This is a genomic window from Vibrio eleionomae, assembly GCF_009874545.1.
Taxonomy (GTDB): Bacteria; Pseudomonadota; Gammaproteobacteria; order Enterobacterales; family Vibrionaceae; genus Vibrio; species Vibrio nitrifigilis.
The window spans coordinates 22,560-38,402 of record NZ_WEKT01000015.1; the positions used below are offsets into that span (position 1 = coordinate 22,560).

The window sequence follows — 15,843 nt, forward strand, 5'->3', positions numbered from 1 at the left end:
GAGGTGGTCTATGAAGGAATCAACCCACGAAGCTGTCATGGAAGCAGAAGAAAACCTCACTCAATATGTTAATTTTGTATTGGGTGACGAGTTCTTTGCTGTACCGATGAATGAGGTCGAAGAAATTATTCGTCAACCTCTGACGTTTAGTGTTCCTCTAACGCCAGATTACCTAACCGGGCTTTCAAACCTGCGCGGACAAATACTCCCCGTTTTGTGTTTACGCAGCGTTTTAGAGCAAGATAAGGTGGAATTAACCGATGCCACCCGCGTTATTGTGATGAATATTCAGAATACGCAAGTCGGTTTCACTGTCGACCGAGTGTTAAATGTAGCAACACCCGACCCTTCATCTATCAAACAAACCAATACTGCCGGTGGCAACATTGACGCGGATCTTATCACTAACACCATTCATAGCGGTGATAACATCATCCAAGTGCTCAATTCGCAAAAATTGATCGGCCACTCAATGCAGGAAGAGATTGACCGCTGTTCGCAACGCTTTGGCACAGCGGCACAAGGACTCAACGCGCTGGATGCTAGTGATGACGAAGATGACAGCTCAATGCGTCAGCTCGTTTGTTGCATGGTCGATGATCAAGAATATGCCTTTTATCTAGAGGATACGAAAGAGATTGTTCGTATTCCTGAAACCATCACAAAAGTGCCTAAAGCAGGAAAAGCTATTTTAGGCATTATGAACTTGCGTGACAAAACATTGCCATTGGTCAGTTTGCGTTCAATGTTTGGCATGCCGCAAATTGATTTCAATGAAAGTCATCGTGTTTTAGTGGTGAATTTTGTCAATGAAGGCATCACAATTCCTATTGGCATTGTCATTGATGCAGTGCGAGAAGTGATTCGTCTCCATGATTCCAAGTTTGATGCCGTGCCTGAAATTATGAAATCGATGGGACGTTCCACCGACATCGCCGCGATTTGTAATCTTGATGATGGTGCTAGAACGTTAAGCGTCGTCGAAGTCTCGCAGCTATTCGACGCTGAAACCATTGGTGCGCTTGCCGATGTTGCTAATCCCGAGGATGCAGAAATGATCGATGATCAAGAGGATATTTACGATTCAGATGAGGATAGTACCGATACACAGTTGGTAATTTTCAAACTCGATAACGAAGAGTTTGGTATTTCCATTCATGCGGTACAAGAAATTATTCGAATTCCAGACAGTGTTAGCCGTGTCCCTCGCACTGACGATTTCATCGAAGGCGTCATAAACCTACGCGGTAACGTGCTGCCAATTGTTGATTTACGTAAACGCTTTGAGCTTCCCGATATGGAGCGCCACGATAGGCAACGTATTTTAGTAGTCAACTACGATCGCGTATCCACTGGTTTTGTTGTCGATTCGGTCAGTGAAGTCTTGCGTATTCCAGAATCTCAGCTCGAATACGCCCCGACATTGAGTGAAGAGCAAGCCCAATTAATGAAGCAAGTGGTTAATTATCAGAAACGGATGATTGGCGTACTTTCCGCAGATCAACTGCTAAGTAATACGGAAATGTACAAACTGTACATGGCAGCCAACGAAGCCGAAGGGCTAGAAGCAGAATAACTTGTCTTAGTAATGTTTATGATTACTGCTCATGGAGGACAGCAATGAAAATCCTGGTCGTCGATGATTCCGCGTTAATGCGACATACAATTACTGATATTTTAAGTGATTTGCCGGGTGCCGAAATTCAAACCTCTCGGGATGGTGTTGATGCACTACACAAGCTCAATAGCTGGCAACCAGATGTGATCACTCTAGATATGAATATGCCGAATATGGATGGCATGACCTGTCTTAGTCATATTATGTCTGAGCGCCCGACCCCGGTTATTGTGATATCTTCACTCACCGAAGAAGGCGCATTGGTCACATTAGAAGCATTGTATCTTGGTGCCGTTGATTATGTATGTAAACCAGGAGGAACCGTCTGTAATGGTCTGCATGAACTTGAACACACGATTAAATCGAAAGTGCTTAACGCGGTAACGAGCAAAGTCACCCCCACATCAATAGATGCCAGCCCTCATTCAGAGCCGCTGCCACCTGCTAAGCCAGTGAAACCAGGCACTGCTGCAATGGTTAACCGTCGCGGTCTTACCATTATTGGTGTTTCAACGGGAGGTCCGGGCTGTGTCGAGCGCCTTGCGCGCCAGATCCCTACCGATTACCCACAGCCTGTCATCGTTTGCCAGCACATGCCGGAGAGTTTCACCGAGGCCTTTGCAAAACGCTTAGATAAAGTACTCGATATTCCAGTTCATGAAATCTCTGGTGCAACTGAGCTCAAAGCAGGCCAATTATACATCTGTAAAGGCGACCGTGATTGTATCGTCACCGAACGAAACGGTAAGATTGTTGCCCTCCCCACTCCGTTAGATAACCGATTTACTTGGCATCCTAGTGTCGCCAAATTGGTTGAAAGCGCTCATCGTTCCCTACGAGCCGACGGCTTAATTTGCGTCATGATGACAGGTCTTGGCGATGATGGCGCAGAGGAAATGGCAAAAGTGGCCCAAGACCGAGGCATCGTTTTGGCCCAAGAACCGCACAGCTGTGTGGTAGATAGCATGCCAAAATCGCTGATAAAACGTTGTCCATCGGTCACTACAGCCCCACCAGAAGAGCTAGGGCGCTTGCTTTATCATCGTGCAAAAAGTTTCCCTTCGGAGGTGTCTTATGGCGTTAATTAAACAAGACAAACCATTGATGGTTGATGACGCATTAGAAGATGTACAACTTTCACCTTTGACCACCATTGATGACATTCGTCCACGGCTGCTCAGTAATGATGCCGAGACGGTCACCGAAGCGTTGCATGATCTTGATATCTTTGACAGTGACGCCATTTTGCCGCTCATTGACGACATTGTACAACTCATTAATCAAGAAGGCGCTTCTCATCTTGGAGAGGTAGCGTTCTCATCATTGCAAACCCATTTAAGCGACCAAGTTGTACAAAAACTGGTTCATTTTTTGGCATCTGAGGACCCATTTATTCGCAATCAATCCATTGAATTATTACAAAACTCCCCAGAACTTCTAGCGCCCTATATTGGCGATTTAATCCATAGTGATAACAATGATGTTCGTATTTTTTCAGTCGACATTTTAGGGCTTCTCCCCCATCCGGATGTGCCCGTGTGGATCAAAGAAATTTTACGCACGGAAAGCCATGTCAATGTTGTTGGTGCCGCAATTGATAGAGCGACACAATTAGCAGATCCCTCACTAGTGCCCGAATTAAAGCAGGTTAAGCAACGCTTTAATGATGTGGCATACATTCAGTTTGCCTGCGACTTGGCAATCACGCGATTAGCAAGTTAAGGAGCGGGTTATGAGTGATGTCACATTAACCGAAGCTGATTTCTACCGTTTTAGAGATTTCTTTTATCAAAAAACCGGTATTTTCTTTGAAGATAATAAACGCTACTTCGTTGATAAAAGAATCGTTCAACGCATCGCTGACACAAATCACCATAGCTTTCGAGGGTATTTTACCTTTCTCCGTTTTCAATCAACCGGTGAAGAACTGCAAGCACTAATTAATTCATTAACGGTGAATGAAACCTATTTCTTCCGCGAGACGGCACAACTTGAATCTCTGGTCGACGAAACACTTGATGAATTGGTTGCCAACAACCCCGATCAATTACTGCGTATATGGTCGATTCCCTGCTCTAGTGGTGAAGAACCCTATTCGATTGTGTTGTATCTGCTTGAACATTGGCCACAGTTAAACAATGTCGATATTGAAATTATTGCGTCAGATATTGACACAGAAATTCTAACTCGAGCACATAAAGGGTTATTTAGCGCGCGAGCTGTAAAAAACTTATCTGCGGATCTGATCAATCGTTATTTCGTCAAGCAAAACGATGGTATGTATCAAATCAGCGATGATATTCGCCAATCCGTACGCTTTACCAAATTCAATTTAAACAACCGCCACGACGCAAAAAAGCTTGGCAAAATGGATGTCATATTTTGTCGTAACCTACTGATTTATTTTGATGATGTATCAAGGCGCAATGCGATTGAGCTGTTTTATGAACAGCTTAATCCCGGCGGGATCTTGTTTCTCGGACACTCTGAATCCATGAGTCGAATTTCATCAGTGTTCAAGATTAAACGCTATAAAAAATCAACTGGTTACATAAAACCGCTGAAGGAGAACGTATCATGAAAAAGGTGATGGTCGTAGACGACGCCTCCACAGTACGTATGTACCACAAAGCACTCCTAGATGAGATCGGTGCCTTTGTGATTGAAGCCGCCAACGGAGTTGAAGCATTAGAACGTGCTTTAGAACAGACGGTCGATCTGTTTCTGGTTGATATCAACATGCCGAAAATGGACGGTTTTACCCTCGTACGTGAACTACGGTCACGTCCAGAGCTTGCTGAGACACCAGTGATTATGATTTCAACCGAAGCGCAAGATTGCGATTTACAACAAAGCTTAGATGTTGGAGTGAACTTGTACATTGTTAAACCAGTAAATCCTGAAGAGTTACAACAAACCGTCACATTGATGTTTGGGGGGCTGTCATGAATCCATTGATGGAGAATTTTATCAATGAAAGCCGCGAACTGATTGAACAAGCGACCAAAAGCTTTCTTGATTTAGAAAATAGCCCGAGCAATAGCGACATTATTAACGAGTTGTTTCGCGCTATTCACACCGTGAAAGGTGCATCGGGAGTGATTGAGAATATCGAATCTTTTACCCACTTAACGCATAAGATGGAAGATATCCTGCAGAAAGTGCGAGATGGGAAAATGTCACTCGATAGCAGCATGATCGATGTTTTTCTCAGCGGCTGCGACCAACTGTTACTTTGGCTTGACGAACTTGAAACTCAAGAGCATCTCAATGAAGACGCAGCTCAAATCAGCAAACACATGATAGGCCAGTTCGAAGCGATTAACTCAGGTTCTAACACCATTGAAGATCCCCCTCAGCCAGAACAAGCTAATGAGCTCGATACAGTGAGTATCAACTGGCTCGCAGACAAATTAGGCCGGGAGCAGTTAGATGGTTTCGATCAAGTAGAGCAATACAACAACAGTTTACTCATCAAATATCAGCCAGATCCACAGTGTTTTTTTTCTGGCGATGACCCGATCGCTTGGATGAAAAGCGTGAGCTCCCCTCTGTGGAAAAAAGTCATCCTGACTCCAGATACGGACCCGTTTGATATTTACCAAGCCCAGTTAACATTCTTTGTGCTTACATCCGCGGATGAGTCAGAACTACGCCACAGTTTAGAACCGATAGAAAACCAATATGAACTCTATCGCTTTAAGCATGATGACGATTCGGTAGAAGAAGATATCGACAAACGTGTTGAATACGTCAAACGTATTGTCGCACATCAAATCAATGTGTTACGTCATAACCAATCCACACCCGAAATTCGTCAAGGCACGATGCGTTCAGTGATCAAGATATATAAATCACTCTGCTGCCAGATTATTGATCGGCCGGAGCCGATCCACGATGATATTGAACCAGAGCAATTAGTGAAAATGTTCGAGCGAATTGTTCAATCATTTGATGCCAATAGAGCCGTTATTGAAACTGAACAAATTGCGCCCGACATTCCCGCTTCCACTTCGGTCAATGACCAAATTGAGAAAGCGAAAAAGAAGCAGATTAAAACCCTGAAAGTCGACCAAGAGAAAGTCGATTTGCTGATGGATTTGGTCGGCGAATTAATTGTCGCAAAAAACTCGATGCAATACCTCGCATTTCGAGCTGAAAGCGAATTTGGCGTACGCAAACTAGCGCAAGACATTAAATCAGAACAAACGGTCATTTCTCGCCTTGCGGAAGATCTGCAATCCGTCGTCATGCAAGTGCGTATGGTACCAATGGCGACTGTATTCCAGCGTTACCCACGCCTCATTCGAGATATTTCTAAAAAATTGGGTAAACAGGTTGATCTCATTATTGAAGGTGAAGAAACCGAAGCAGATAAAAGCATCGTTGAGGACTTATCCGAACCATTAGTACACCTAATTCGCAATTCACTTGATCACGGCATAGAAATGCCTGAAGAGCGTGTTCGTAACGGTAAAAATCCGACCGGTAAAATTACCCTAAGCGCCTACACTCACGACGATTCAGTGATCATTAAAATCAGCGATGACGGAAAAGGCATCGATGAGTCGCGGGTTCGCACCAAGGCGTTAGAAAACAAATTGGTCGATCCTGCAAAGCTAGAGCGAATGTCACAACAAGAGGTTATCAATCTCATCTTTGAACCTGGTTTCTCCACAGCGGAAGCGGTGAGTGATTTGTCAGGGCGCGGCGTGGGAATGGATGCGGTACGTTCAGCCATTGAGCGTAACGGAGGCACATTGAGCCTAAGCTCTGAGCAGAATAAAGGCAGTGAAGTCACCATGATACTGCCTCTTTCGATGACCATTTCTCGAGTCATGATGTTTGAGCTGGCAGACCAATCTTTTGCTATTCCGATTGAAACGGTGATTCAAACGCTAAAAGTGGATCGCACCAAAGATATTCGCCGAGTCAAAAGCTTTGATACCTTCACCTTACGCGGTGAAACCGTGCCTATTTTATACCTCAAAGATGTCTTTCAAATGGGAGAGCCATCCGACAAACCCGATATTCAACCCGTATTAGTGGTGAGGGTTGGTGATGATATTTTGGGCCTTGCCGTCGATAAATTACAAGAAGGACAAGATGTGATTATTAAACCACTTGAAGGGGCGTTATCACCGTTTTCTATCTATCGCGGCGCTGCGATTATGGGAGATGGGCGCGTTTTATTAGTATTAGACACTGAAGAGGTCGTTCGCCATGCCCATTGAATATAAGACACGCGTAGCACATTTGATCGATAGTGTTGCAGTCGAGGAAGCTCAAGAACTGTTCGAGTGGATAGAGAACACTCCTGCTTCTAGTATTAATCTTAAGCGCTGTTCTCATCTACATACATCGGTTTTACAAACCCTTATGTATGATAAACCCAAAATTACGGCGTTGCCAACCGATCCATTGTTATTGAGCTGGCTAGTTGCTGCAGATATCGTTTCTCAAGGAGATTAATATGAGCAAAACCGTACTAATTATCGATGATTCTTCGACAGTTTTAATGAGTGTAGAGTCGATTTTGACTCGACTAGGACTCAAGGTTGAAAAAGCCCGCGATGGTGAAGAAGCCATTAATAAATTGAACAATGGCTGTCGCCCTAACCTCATCATTACCGACATTAATATGCCAAGAATGGATGGCATTACTTTCATCGGTAAAGCTCGCACCATGCCATCTTGTCGTTTTACACCTATTTTGGTACTGACAACCGAACAAGAGCAGCAAAAACGTAATGAAGCACGAGCGAAGGGCGCGACAGGATACCTTGTAAAACCTGTCGCAGGCGAGCAGCTAAAAACTGTCATCAATCAAGTACTCCCGGGTAGTATTGCGTGAGGTGCGTATGGGTAGCTATTTATTCAACTGGTTAGATCATAAACATAAATTTAGATTAATCGTCTCACTCATAGTGCTGAGCTTAGCATCAGCTTTGGCGATACTGTATGCGCTGCCACTCATGCCCAGTTGGATGCATCTACCCGTAGCAGCCGTACTCATTTTTGCAGTGATGATTACCATGGTGCTGCATTTCTCGGAAAAATACGCTCACATGGTCAAACATGAGCATCAAGCTGAAATGTGTAAACACCGAGAAACGGTCGCCTCTATTTGTGATTGGGTTGAAGAATATCGCGATCTGAACCGCGTCGTCGCCGACCACATTGAAAACGTAAACGGCGACGCACAAAAAGCGACCGAAGATATTCTCACTCATATCGCGGGGCTAGATGACGCTGCGGCTAATTTCACTCACTATCTAAAAGATATGGAGTTCGATTCTAAAAACATGATTGAAACGCTCGACGAGCACACACGAGTTATTTCTCATTTGGCTGATAATACTCGCAGTTTGATGGATAACATTCGTCACGAACGTGAAGAAGTAAACAACGTATTAAATCGTGTACTCGGGCTGAATGAAATCACCGATGTAATTGCCAACATTGCTAATGAAACGAATCTGTTAGCATTAAATGCGGCGATAGAAGCAGCACGCTGCGGAGAAGCAGGCCGAGGCTTCGCTGTTGTTGCAGATGAAGTCCGTAATCTTGCGATCCGATCGAGTGAAGCCACAGCACAAATCAGCCAAGAAATTGAGAGTTTGCGCAAAGATGTGACTGCCCGTTTTGAAAATGCTAATAAGGAAAGCAGTGAACAAACGGTGAAAGCCGATCAAATGATTGAATCAGTGCAGAGCTTACGCGAAAGCTTTAGCGCAGTACGTGAATTGAGCGAAAGCCAGATTACGCAAATTATTCTCTATACCAATGATCTGGAGCGTAATATTAGTGGCAGTATGGCGTGTACTCAGTTCCAAGACATTGTTCGTCAGAAACTCGATAGCATTGAGAGCTTAATGCGTGAAAAACATCTGCTCGTGGGTGACTTATTCAATGGAATGCGTATAAATGACCTACGAAGTCGAGAACTGGAATATACACAAACCCTAAGAAAGTTGGCGGATGAATATAAACACGATTTCGAAAGGCACTGTAATTATGCCGACGCCGGCTTTGGAGCGGAGAGCTCCGCCGGTTCATCTTTAGACAATGGACTACCAAAAGTCGAATTATTTTAGCCATTGTTTGATCAACCTAGAGTTTTTACTAAGCCACCTTAACATTAGGTGGCTTTTTGTTTAGAGTTCTAAACAACTCCGCTGTGTTATTTCAAGTCTTTCTTTTAATTAGACATATTATGTTCATATTCGCGGAGTATTTTTCTATTTAAGTCAGCTCATAAGGTTAATCATTACAATGAAAAAGCGACACGGATCATTTTTGGCTGTTGCACTATTAATAGCAGCAACAAGCAGTGTTCAAGCAAAAGATATTTGCCAAGAAAAAAGTTATGAAATGGCACTACGCTATCAGCAACAATCTGCGGAAATTGCCGCATTGCGGCTGCAAACGTACCATTTTGCGCAACAGCGTCTGGCCACCATTTTGCAAGGGAAAAAAGACCACAACAAGCTTGCGGTGGTAATGGATCTTGATGAAACCATCCTAGATAACTCTGCTCTTCTCGTACGCGATATGCAGAACTGTCACGACTACACCAGTTGGGATACCTGGTCTGATTGGGAAATCAATGGGAATCCAACATTAATTCCGGGTGCCAAAGCCTTTATTGATTACGCAAACTCACAAAATGTAAACGTGTATTATGTTTCCGACCGTTACAATGAAAATAAAAAATACACGATGCAAACCCTCACTAAATTAGGTTTACCTCAAGTTAAAGACGATCACGTATTATTATATGGCCTATCAAAACAGCAACGCCGCGATAATATTAGTAAAGATCATCAAATTATTATGCTAATGGGCGACAGCCTACCCGATGTCTCTGCTCAATTTAAAAATAAAAAAGACACCCACTATAATCGTGACTTAGTGAAGAAAAATGCTAAGCATTTCGGTGCAGATTGGATTGTCTTCCCTAACGCGAGCTATGGTGCTTGGACCAAAGCTAAACTAAACGCTTGGCAAGAAAAATAATATCCATATATTCGATATGATAGACACAAAAACGGCCCATTCGGGCCGTTTTCTTATGTTGCGGCTTACCTAGTTTATTGATGCCATGTAGGCACGCCAACTTCCGAATTGGGTGATTTCGGTAGCACCTTGCGTTGCACAAGGCTCACAGATAAATCCTGTTACCCAAGTTCCATCCTCAAGCTCGACACTGCCAAGACCTAATGGATGAGGGATTTGCGCAAGTAACTCACCAACACCGGCTTGATTAACCGTCCAAACTTCAACGTCGATAGTGCTGCCCTGCTGGTCATCACGAACCAACCCTGGACGATATGGTGGCCCGCCCGCTAACGCATAAAAACGATAATTCGGCGCGGTTTTTACCTTATGTTTTAACTCACCACCAATATTTTGCATTTGTTGATTTAGCGACAGCCCTTGCATATGAGCGCCACATACCATGATGTCCATCTTAGGCATGAGCGACTGTCCGGTCGCACCTAATGGTAAATTGGCATGAGTTTGCCACTCTTTAGCTAAGCCAATTAACCACGTATCCGTGAAAGCGCGTGTAAAGAGTGTGACACCGAAAGGTAAACCTTGTTCTGTCATCCCTGCAGGTACAGCGATTGCGGTATAATCCAACAAATTCATGAAATTAGTGTAGTAACCAATATTGCTATTAAGCGTAATAGGATCCGCATTTACCGCATCAATGGTATAAGTTGATCCCGCTGTTGGCGTCATCACCAAGTCTACATTTGCCATCAGCGCGTCACATTGCTGTTGGTAGGCTTGTAACTGGTAAATCGCTTTGAACGTATCAACTGCAGTCAAGCCTTCTGCGCCACCAATAATGGTCTCAATCACAGGTAAACATTCTTTGCGATGCTCCTTAAAGAACGACTCGATAGCAGCATAACGCTCAGCGACCCACGGACCTTGATAAAGCAACTTAGCCGCTTCAACAAATGGTTTAAGGTCAAACGCCACAACTTCTGCACCAAGTTCAGTGAGCTTTTCAACGGCGAGGTCAAACTGCTTTTTATACGCATCGTTACCGAAAAATTCGAGATGGTCGCAGGTTGGCACCCCTATTTTTAAACCCGCAAAGCTCTCTAATGGCTGCACATCGCTATCCACATCACGGCTATAACAATCTTGTTCATCAAATTGGCAAGCCACGGGAAAAACATGCTCAATATCTTGCGCTGAACGCGCAAAGATCGTCACACAATCAAGACTCTTACATGCCGGTACAACACCGCTACAACTAAGTGCTCCACGAGTGCCTTTCAATCCGTAAAGGTTATTAAAGGCAGCAGGAACGCGGCCTGACCCAGCCGTGTCCGTACCGAGTGAAAAGTAAACTTGTCCTAACGCCACAGAGACTGCGCTGCCAGAGCTCGAACCACCTGACACATAATCTGGATTAAAGCTGTTTTTTGCTGCGCCCCACGGGCTGCGTGTTCCTACAAGCCCCGTTGCAAATTGGTCGAGATTGGTTTTTCCCAATGGCACAGCGCCAGCGGCAATCAATTGTGCTACAACAAATGCGCTCTCTTGTGGCTGGTAACGATACGCTTCGCACCCTGCGGTGGTAGGTAAGTCCACCAAATCAATATTATCTTTAATCGCAAACGGCACACCATAAAGTGGCAGACTTTCCGGCTCAACACTTTCTAGGTGTGCAATGTAACGCTCTAGTTGCGCTTCGCTCAGTAACGACAACCATGCATTATGGGTATCTTGTTGCGCCGCCTGCCAGCAGCTTACCAGCACATCACGCACACCCATGCTTTTGGATACATACCCTTCAAGCAACTGCTCGATGGTTATTGGTAAGGTTTGAATTGTTTGGGTCATCACGCTGCTCCTTCGCTTGATGGCTGTGTGTTAATTACGATAAGTGGCTGACCTGCATGTACTTGTTCTCCAGCTTGATGACACAATACATCGATCGTTCCAGACACCGGTGCCGTCACTTCTAGTTCCATCTTCATCGCTTCTAACACCATGATAATGTCACCTTCGTTTACCTTTTGTCCCTCTTCCACCAGTGTTTGCCAGATGTTGCCAGCCACATGGCTCTCGACCACTTCTTGACCCGCTTTTAGTTCCATCGCAGCATCTTCAGCGACATCTCCTTCTTCAGCGACAAAGTCGGCTTGGCCAGTGGCAATCCAACGTTGGCGCTCAGCTTCAAATGCCGTTTGCTGTCTGACTTTACACTGATGTATTTCCTCACTGTGCTCCGCCACCAATGCGTCGTAGTCGGCTAGCGAGAATGTCGTTTCTTCGATTTGCAGTGGGTATTGGCCGAGTGGATGTTTCTCGCGGATATCCAACAGTTCTTCAGCGCTGACTTCGTAAAATTGAATCTGGTCAAAAAAGCGTAGCAACCACGGTTGAGTAAATTCTTGAGTGCGGCGATAACGGTTCCACATTTGCAGAGTACGGCCAACAAATTGATAGCCACCAGGGCCTTCCATACCGTATACACAAAGATAAGCACCACCGATACCCACCGCATTTTCCGGCGTCCAAGTTCGGGCTGGATTGTATTTAGTGGTCACGAGTCGATGACGCGGGTCCATTGGCGTTGCAACTGGCGCACCAAGGTAAACATCTCCGAGTCCCATTACTAAATAGCTGGCATCAAAGAGGATCTTCTTCACGTCATCCACCGAATCCAGACCGTTAATTCGACGAATAAATTCAATGTTATCCGGACACCATGGCGCATCCTTGCGTACCAGTTCATCGTATTTACGGATCGCTAAACGCGTTGCATGGTCATCCCAAGAAAGCGGCAACCGCACAATACGTGCTGGAACACTCATGGTATCGATATCTTCAAGCTGTGCTTCAATATCTTCCAGCAAATTCAACAACTGAGCGCGTGGTAAAGTGAGGTTATCAAAGTGAATTTGCAGAGAACGAATCCCGGGAGTCAGTTCGTGAATGCCACTAATATTCATCTCTTCAAGTTTGAGCATCAATGCATGGACGCGAAAACGTAGGCGAATATCGAGAACTTGTGGGCCATACTCAATCAACAAGAAATCTTCACCACTAGGGCGATACACCACTTCCTCCCCGTAACGCGACGCAGGAATGGTCTTAATAATCGGCGTCGTAATCTTTTCAGCGGTGAGTGCAGTTGATTGCCATTGCAGCGCATCGATTTGCGCATTTTGTTGGCGCTCAGCTTGTTCGGCTTGCTCAAGTGATACCGGAATAAAGTGCACTTTATCCCCGGCTTTAAGCTGCCCCATTTTCCATAAATCCGCTTTAATAATGGTCGCCGGACACACAAAGCCACCCAAACTTGGGCCATCAGGGCCTAAAATCACGGGCATATCACCGGTAAAATCAATGGTGCCCACTGCATACGCATTATCGTGAATATTCGATGGATGCAAACCGGCTTCGCCACCATCGGCACGTGCCCAATTGGGTTTGGGACCGACTAAACGAACGCCCGTGCGGCTAGAGTTAAAATGCACTTTCCACGTTGCAGCAAAAAACGTATCCATGTCTTCTTGAGTGAAGAAATCGGGCGCGCCGTGCGGGCCATACATAACATGGATTTGCCATTCGTCTTCAAACTCAGGTAATGATGTACTGCGCTCGGCTAATTCCGGATTCATCGGTTCGGAGCTCACATGAAGCACGTCACCAGCTCGAATGGCTCGGCCAGCGTGACCACCAAACAGCCCCAAGGTAAAGGTAGCGCGACTGCCCAGATATTCTGGGCATTCAATGCCACCTTCGATAGCGAGATAACTGCGCGCACCCGAGCTATCGATATGGCCCAGTTTAAGTGTCTGCCCTGCTTTGGCTAAATAGACCTTACCCATAGTGAGCGCCTCACCATCGAGTTTGGCGTCAATGATCGCCCCAGTCAGCACGAACTGTTTGTCGCAGTTAAATTTAAGCGTTGGACCTGAGATGATCATTTCTAATGCCGCGCAATTGCCGGCATTGTCCAATAATTGATTGGCTAGACGAAAACTCACACTGTCCATTGGTCCAGAAGGCGGCACACCGATATGCCAATAGCCAACCCGGCCAGGAAAGTCTTGAATGGTTGTTTGTGTACCGCCGCTTAGAACATCAAATGTGCTTGGCTGGTAAGTAAAATCATTCAGTGTATGAGTTAATACAGTGCCTTGTTGAACAGCGTCAATGGCAATTAACTGGGCCAAATATGCTTGGTTATGCTCAACGCCATAAATTGAAATATCGCGCAGCGCAGCAGCCATTTTAGCCAGCGAATCTTGGCGGTCATTGCCATGCACAATGACTTTCGCCAACATCGGATCGAAAAATGGCGACACTTCAACGCCCGCTTCAATCCAATGCTCAATACGTAGCCCAGCGGTCGTTGGCCATTGCACATGAGACAATAGTCCTGCACAAGGCTGAAACTGTTTATTGGCATCTTCGGCATACACACGTACCTGCATGGAGTGACCATTGGCAGATAAGACTTGATGATCATGGTAATGCCAATCGCCCGCGCCCAAAGAGACCATCCAGTCAACCAAATCAATGCCATAAACTTCTTCTGTCACACCATGTTCGACTTGGAGACGGGTATTCACTTCTAAAAAATAAAACGCATGAGTCTGCTGGTCGAGAATAAATTCTACGGTGCCTGCATTGCGATAATTGACCGCTTCGGCCAGACGCACTGACGTATTGTGCAGCGCATGACGTGTTTCGTCAGAAAGGTGCGGTGCCGGACACTCTTCAATCACTTTCTGGTTACGACGTTGCGCAGAACAATCTCGCTCGCCAATCGCTAATACGTGACCAGCTCCATCACCAAAAATTTGCACTTCAACATGACGCGCTTCCTCAATGTATTTTTCAAGGAACAGCCCACCATTACTAAAATTGTTTTCACTCAGACGTTTTACTGAGTCATAAGCTAAGTTTAATTCTTGCGCGCTATAACAGCGCTGCATACCAATACCACCGCCACCAGCCGTGCTTTTTAGCATGACGGGATAACCGATTTTTTCCGCTTCACTTAGTGCTTGCTCGCAGCTGTCGAGAAGTTCAGTCCCAGGAAGAAGTGGGACATTCGCGTTTAACGCAATGGCGCGCGCGGAATGCTTTAAACCAAATTCACGAATCTGCTTCGGTGTTGGGCCTAAAAAGACTAAGCCTTCTTGTTCGCAGCGCTCAACAAATTCAGGGTTTTCACTTAAAAAACCATAACCAGGGTGAATCGCGCTCACTTCGTGCTGGTTCGCGATCGCTATGATTTTATCGATATCAAGATATGTCGCACTTGCGCCACCTTCACCTAATGAATAGGCTTCATCAGCCGCAGTAACATGCAGACTCTGTGCATCCGCCTCGCTATACACTGCCACGCTCGTGATGTTCATTCGTTTTAACGTACGAATAATACGGCACGCAATCGCACCTCGGTTAGCAATCAGTACCTTTTGTAACATAATTCAGTTCCCAAAGACCGGGTCGTCCCGGTGGTCGCTTCGCGTGAGTTTTAGAGGTCGTCCCCTACGCGTCGTACCCTGTGCTGGGGGTTTGCATTTACTTTGATGATCAATCCCAGATCAGTAATTCAACTGGCGTTGGATTGTATGCATTACATGGGTTATTAAGCTGTGGACAGTTAGAAATCAACACCAAAATATCCATATGAGCTTTCATTTCGACGTATTTACCCGGTGCGCTAATACCATCTTCAAACGTCAAGCCGCCCTCTTCAGTAATGGGCACGTTCATAAAGAAATTGATGTTATGGGTGATGTCATGCTTGTCCATACCCAGCTCAGGATGCTCACTGAGTGCCAGCAACCAGCTGTCACGACAAGCATGCATGCACTTGCGCTCAATCGCATAGCGAACTGTGTTGCTTTCTGTGGCACACGCACCGCCTAAGGTGTCATGACGGCCACACGTATCCGCAACGATTTCTAGCAACACATTCCCTTGGTCAGACAACAATTTGGTTCCTGTAGAAAGATAAACATTGCCCTGCTCGCGGATGGTATCGACCGCACTGTAATGCTCGGCAGTGTTACGAGCGTTATAAAACAGCGTATCCGCTGCTTGGTTACCTTCTGAGTCCAAGATGCGAAACGTCTGACCCTTTTTCACTTCTTTTAGGTAGTAATCACCTGCAGGCAACACATCACGACACACGGCTTGTTCTGGGTGTAATTGGCTTTCAACGATCATGA

13 protein-coding genes are annotated in these 15,843 nt (G+C 45.4%); 10 read left to right on the forward strand and 3 right to left on the reverse strand.

Annotation, left to right across the window (positions count from 1 at the left end; all coding sequences use genetic code 11):
• Nucleotides 1-10 precede the first annotated feature (10 nt).
• The 10 genes from F9817_RS10355 (at nucleotide 11) to F9817_RS10400 (ending at nucleotide 9,637) form a co-directional block, all read left to right on the forward strand.
• Nucleotides 11-1,576 carry a chemotaxis protein CheW gene (locus F9817_RS10355; RefSeq protein ID WP_161155192.1) on the forward strand — a complete coding sequence of 522 codons (1,566 nt, stop codon included), beginning with the start codon at nucleotides 11-13 and terminating at the stop codon, nucleotides 1,574-1,576.
• Nucleotides 1,577-1,620: 44 nt separating this feature from the next.
• Complete coding sequence (gene cheB / locus F9817_RS10360; protein WP_161155194.1) at nucleotides 1,621-2,706, forward strand: chemotaxis-specific protein-glutamate methyltransferase CheB; 1,086 nt, start codon at nucleotides 1,621-1,623, stop codon at nucleotides 2,704-2,706.
• Entirely contained in the window at nucleotides 2,693-3,340 is a 648-nt protein-coding gene (locus F9817_RS10365; RefSeq protein ID WP_161155196.1) for a hypothetical protein, read from the forward strand. The genes cheB and F9817_RS10365 overlap by 14 nt, the downstream gene beginning before the upstream one ends.
• A gap of 10 nt (nucleotides 3,341-3,350) precedes the next feature.
• Complete coding sequence (locus F9817_RS10370) at nucleotides 3,351-4,199, forward strand: CheR family methyltransferase (protein WP_161155198.1); 849 nt, start codon at nucleotides 3,351-3,353, stop codon at nucleotides 4,197-4,199.
• Nucleotides 4,196-4,567, forward strand: a complete 372-nt coding sequence (locus F9817_RS10375; RefSeq protein ID WP_161155200.1) for a response regulator — start codon at nucleotides 4,196-4,198, stop codon at nucleotides 4,565-4,567. Before F9817_RS10370 ends, F9817_RS10375 begins: the two co-directional genes overlap by 4 nt.
• 8 nt (nucleotides 4,568-4,575) lie before the next feature.
• Nucleotides 4,576-6,852: a chemotaxis protein CheW gene (locus F9817_RS10380; protein WP_161155307.1), complete on the forward strand. Its 2,277-nt coding sequence runs from the start codon at nucleotides 4,576-4,578 to the stop codon at nucleotides 6,850-6,852.
• On the forward strand, nucleotides 6,842-7,090 hold the full coding sequence (locus F9817_RS10385; RefSeq protein WP_161155202.1) for a hypothetical protein: 249 nt from the start codon (nucleotides 6,842-6,844) through the stop codon (nucleotides 7,088-7,090). The genes F9817_RS10380 and F9817_RS10385 overlap by 11 nt, the downstream gene beginning before the upstream one ends.
• Nucleotide 7,091: 1 nt before the next feature.
• The gene (locus F9817_RS10390; protein ID WP_161155204.1) at nucleotides 7,092-7,472 is read left to right on the forward strand and encodes a response regulator; all 381 of its coding nucleotides are present in this window, start codon (nucleotides 7,092-7,094) and stop codon (nucleotides 7,470-7,472) included.
• A gap of 214 nt (nucleotides 7,473-7,686) precedes the next feature.
• The gene (locus tag F9817_RS10395; RefSeq protein WP_427916706.1) at nucleotides 7,687-8,715 is read left to right on the forward strand and encodes a methyl-accepting chemotaxis protein; all 1,029 of its coding nucleotides are present in this window, start codon (nucleotides 7,687-7,689) and stop codon (nucleotides 8,713-8,715) included.
• A gap of 178 nt (nucleotides 8,716-8,893) precedes the next feature.
• Nucleotides 8,894-9,637, forward strand: a complete 744-nt coding sequence (locus F9817_RS10400) for a 5'-nucleotidase, lipoprotein e(P4) family (protein WP_161155208.1) — start codon at nucleotides 8,894-8,896, stop codon at nucleotides 9,635-9,637.
• Between the two features lie 69 nt (nucleotides 9,638-9,706).
• Here F9817_RS10400 and atzF read toward each other — a convergent pair whose 3' ends face one another.
• From atzF to F9817_RS10415, 3 genes are all read right to left on the reverse strand, one after another.
• Nucleotides 9,707-11,485: an allophanate hydrolase gene (atzF, locus tag F9817_RS10405; protein ID WP_161155210.1), complete on the reverse strand. Its 1,779-nt coding sequence runs from the start codon at nucleotides 11,483-11,485 to the stop codon at nucleotides 9,707-9,709.
• Nucleotides 11,485-15,093, reverse strand: coding sequence for an urea carboxylase (gene uca, locus F9817_RS10410; protein ID WP_161155212.1), 3,609 nt, complete (start codon nucleotides 15,091-15,093; stop codon nucleotides 11,485-11,487). The genes atzF and uca overlap by 1 nt, the downstream gene beginning before the upstream one ends.
• 109 nt (nucleotides 15,094-15,202) lie before the next feature.
• On the reverse strand, nucleotides 15,203-15,841 hold the full coding sequence (locus tag F9817_RS10415; RefSeq protein WP_161155214.1) for an urea amidolyase associated protein UAAP2: 639 nt from the start codon (nucleotides 15,839-15,841) through the stop codon (nucleotides 15,203-15,205).
• Between the last annotated feature and the right edge of the window lie 2 nt (nucleotides 15,842-15,843).

Bases quoted from the DNA above. Each gene is read 5' to 3' on its own strand.
- F9817_RS10355 (WP_161155192.1), top strand. From the start codon at position 11: ATGAAGGAATCAACCCACGAAGCTGTCATGGAAGCAGAAGAAAACCTC.
- cheB (WP_161155194.1), top strand. From the start codon at position 1,621: ATGAAAATCCTGGTCGTCGATGATTCCGCGTTAATGCGACATACAATT.
- F9817_RS10365 (WP_161155196.1), top strand. From the start codon at position 2,693: ATGGCGTTAATTAAACAAGACAAACCATTGATGGTTGATGACGCATTA.
- F9817_RS10370 (WP_161155198.1), top strand. From the start codon at position 3,351: ATGAGTGATGTCACATTAACCGAAGCTGATTTCTACCGTTTTAGAGAT.
- F9817_RS10375 (WP_161155200.1), top strand. From the start codon at position 4,196: ATGAAAAAGGTGATGGTCGTAGACGACGCCTCCACAGTACGTATGTAC.
- F9817_RS10380 (WP_161155307.1), top strand. From the start codon at position 4,576: ATGGAGAATTTTATCAATGAAAGCCGCGAACTGATTGAACAAGCGACC.
- F9817_RS10385 (WP_161155202.1), top strand. From the start codon at position 6,842: ATGCCCATTGAATATAAGACACGCGTAGCACATTTGATCGATAGTGTT.
- F9817_RS10390 (WP_161155204.1), top strand. From the start codon at position 7,092: ATGAGCAAAACCGTACTAATTATCGATGATTCTTCGACAGTTTTAATG.
- F9817_RS10395 (WP_427916706.1), top strand. From the start codon at position 7,687: ATGGTCAAACATGAGCATCAAGCTGAAATGTGTAAACACCGAGAAACG.
- F9817_RS10400 (WP_161155208.1), top strand. From the start codon at position 8,894: ATGAAAAAGCGACACGGATCATTTTTGGCTGTTGCACTATTAATAGCA.
- atzF (WP_161155210.1), bottom strand. From the start codon at position 11,485: ATGACCCAAACAATTCAAACCTTACCAATAACCATCGAGCAGTTGCTT.
- uca (WP_161155212.1), bottom strand. From the start codon at position 15,093: ATGTTACAAAAGGTACTGATTGCTAACCGAGGTGCGATTGCGTGCCGT.
- F9817_RS10415 (WP_161155214.1), bottom strand. From the start codon at position 15,841: ATGATCGTTGAAAGCCAATTACACCCAGAACAAGCCGTGTGTCGTGAT.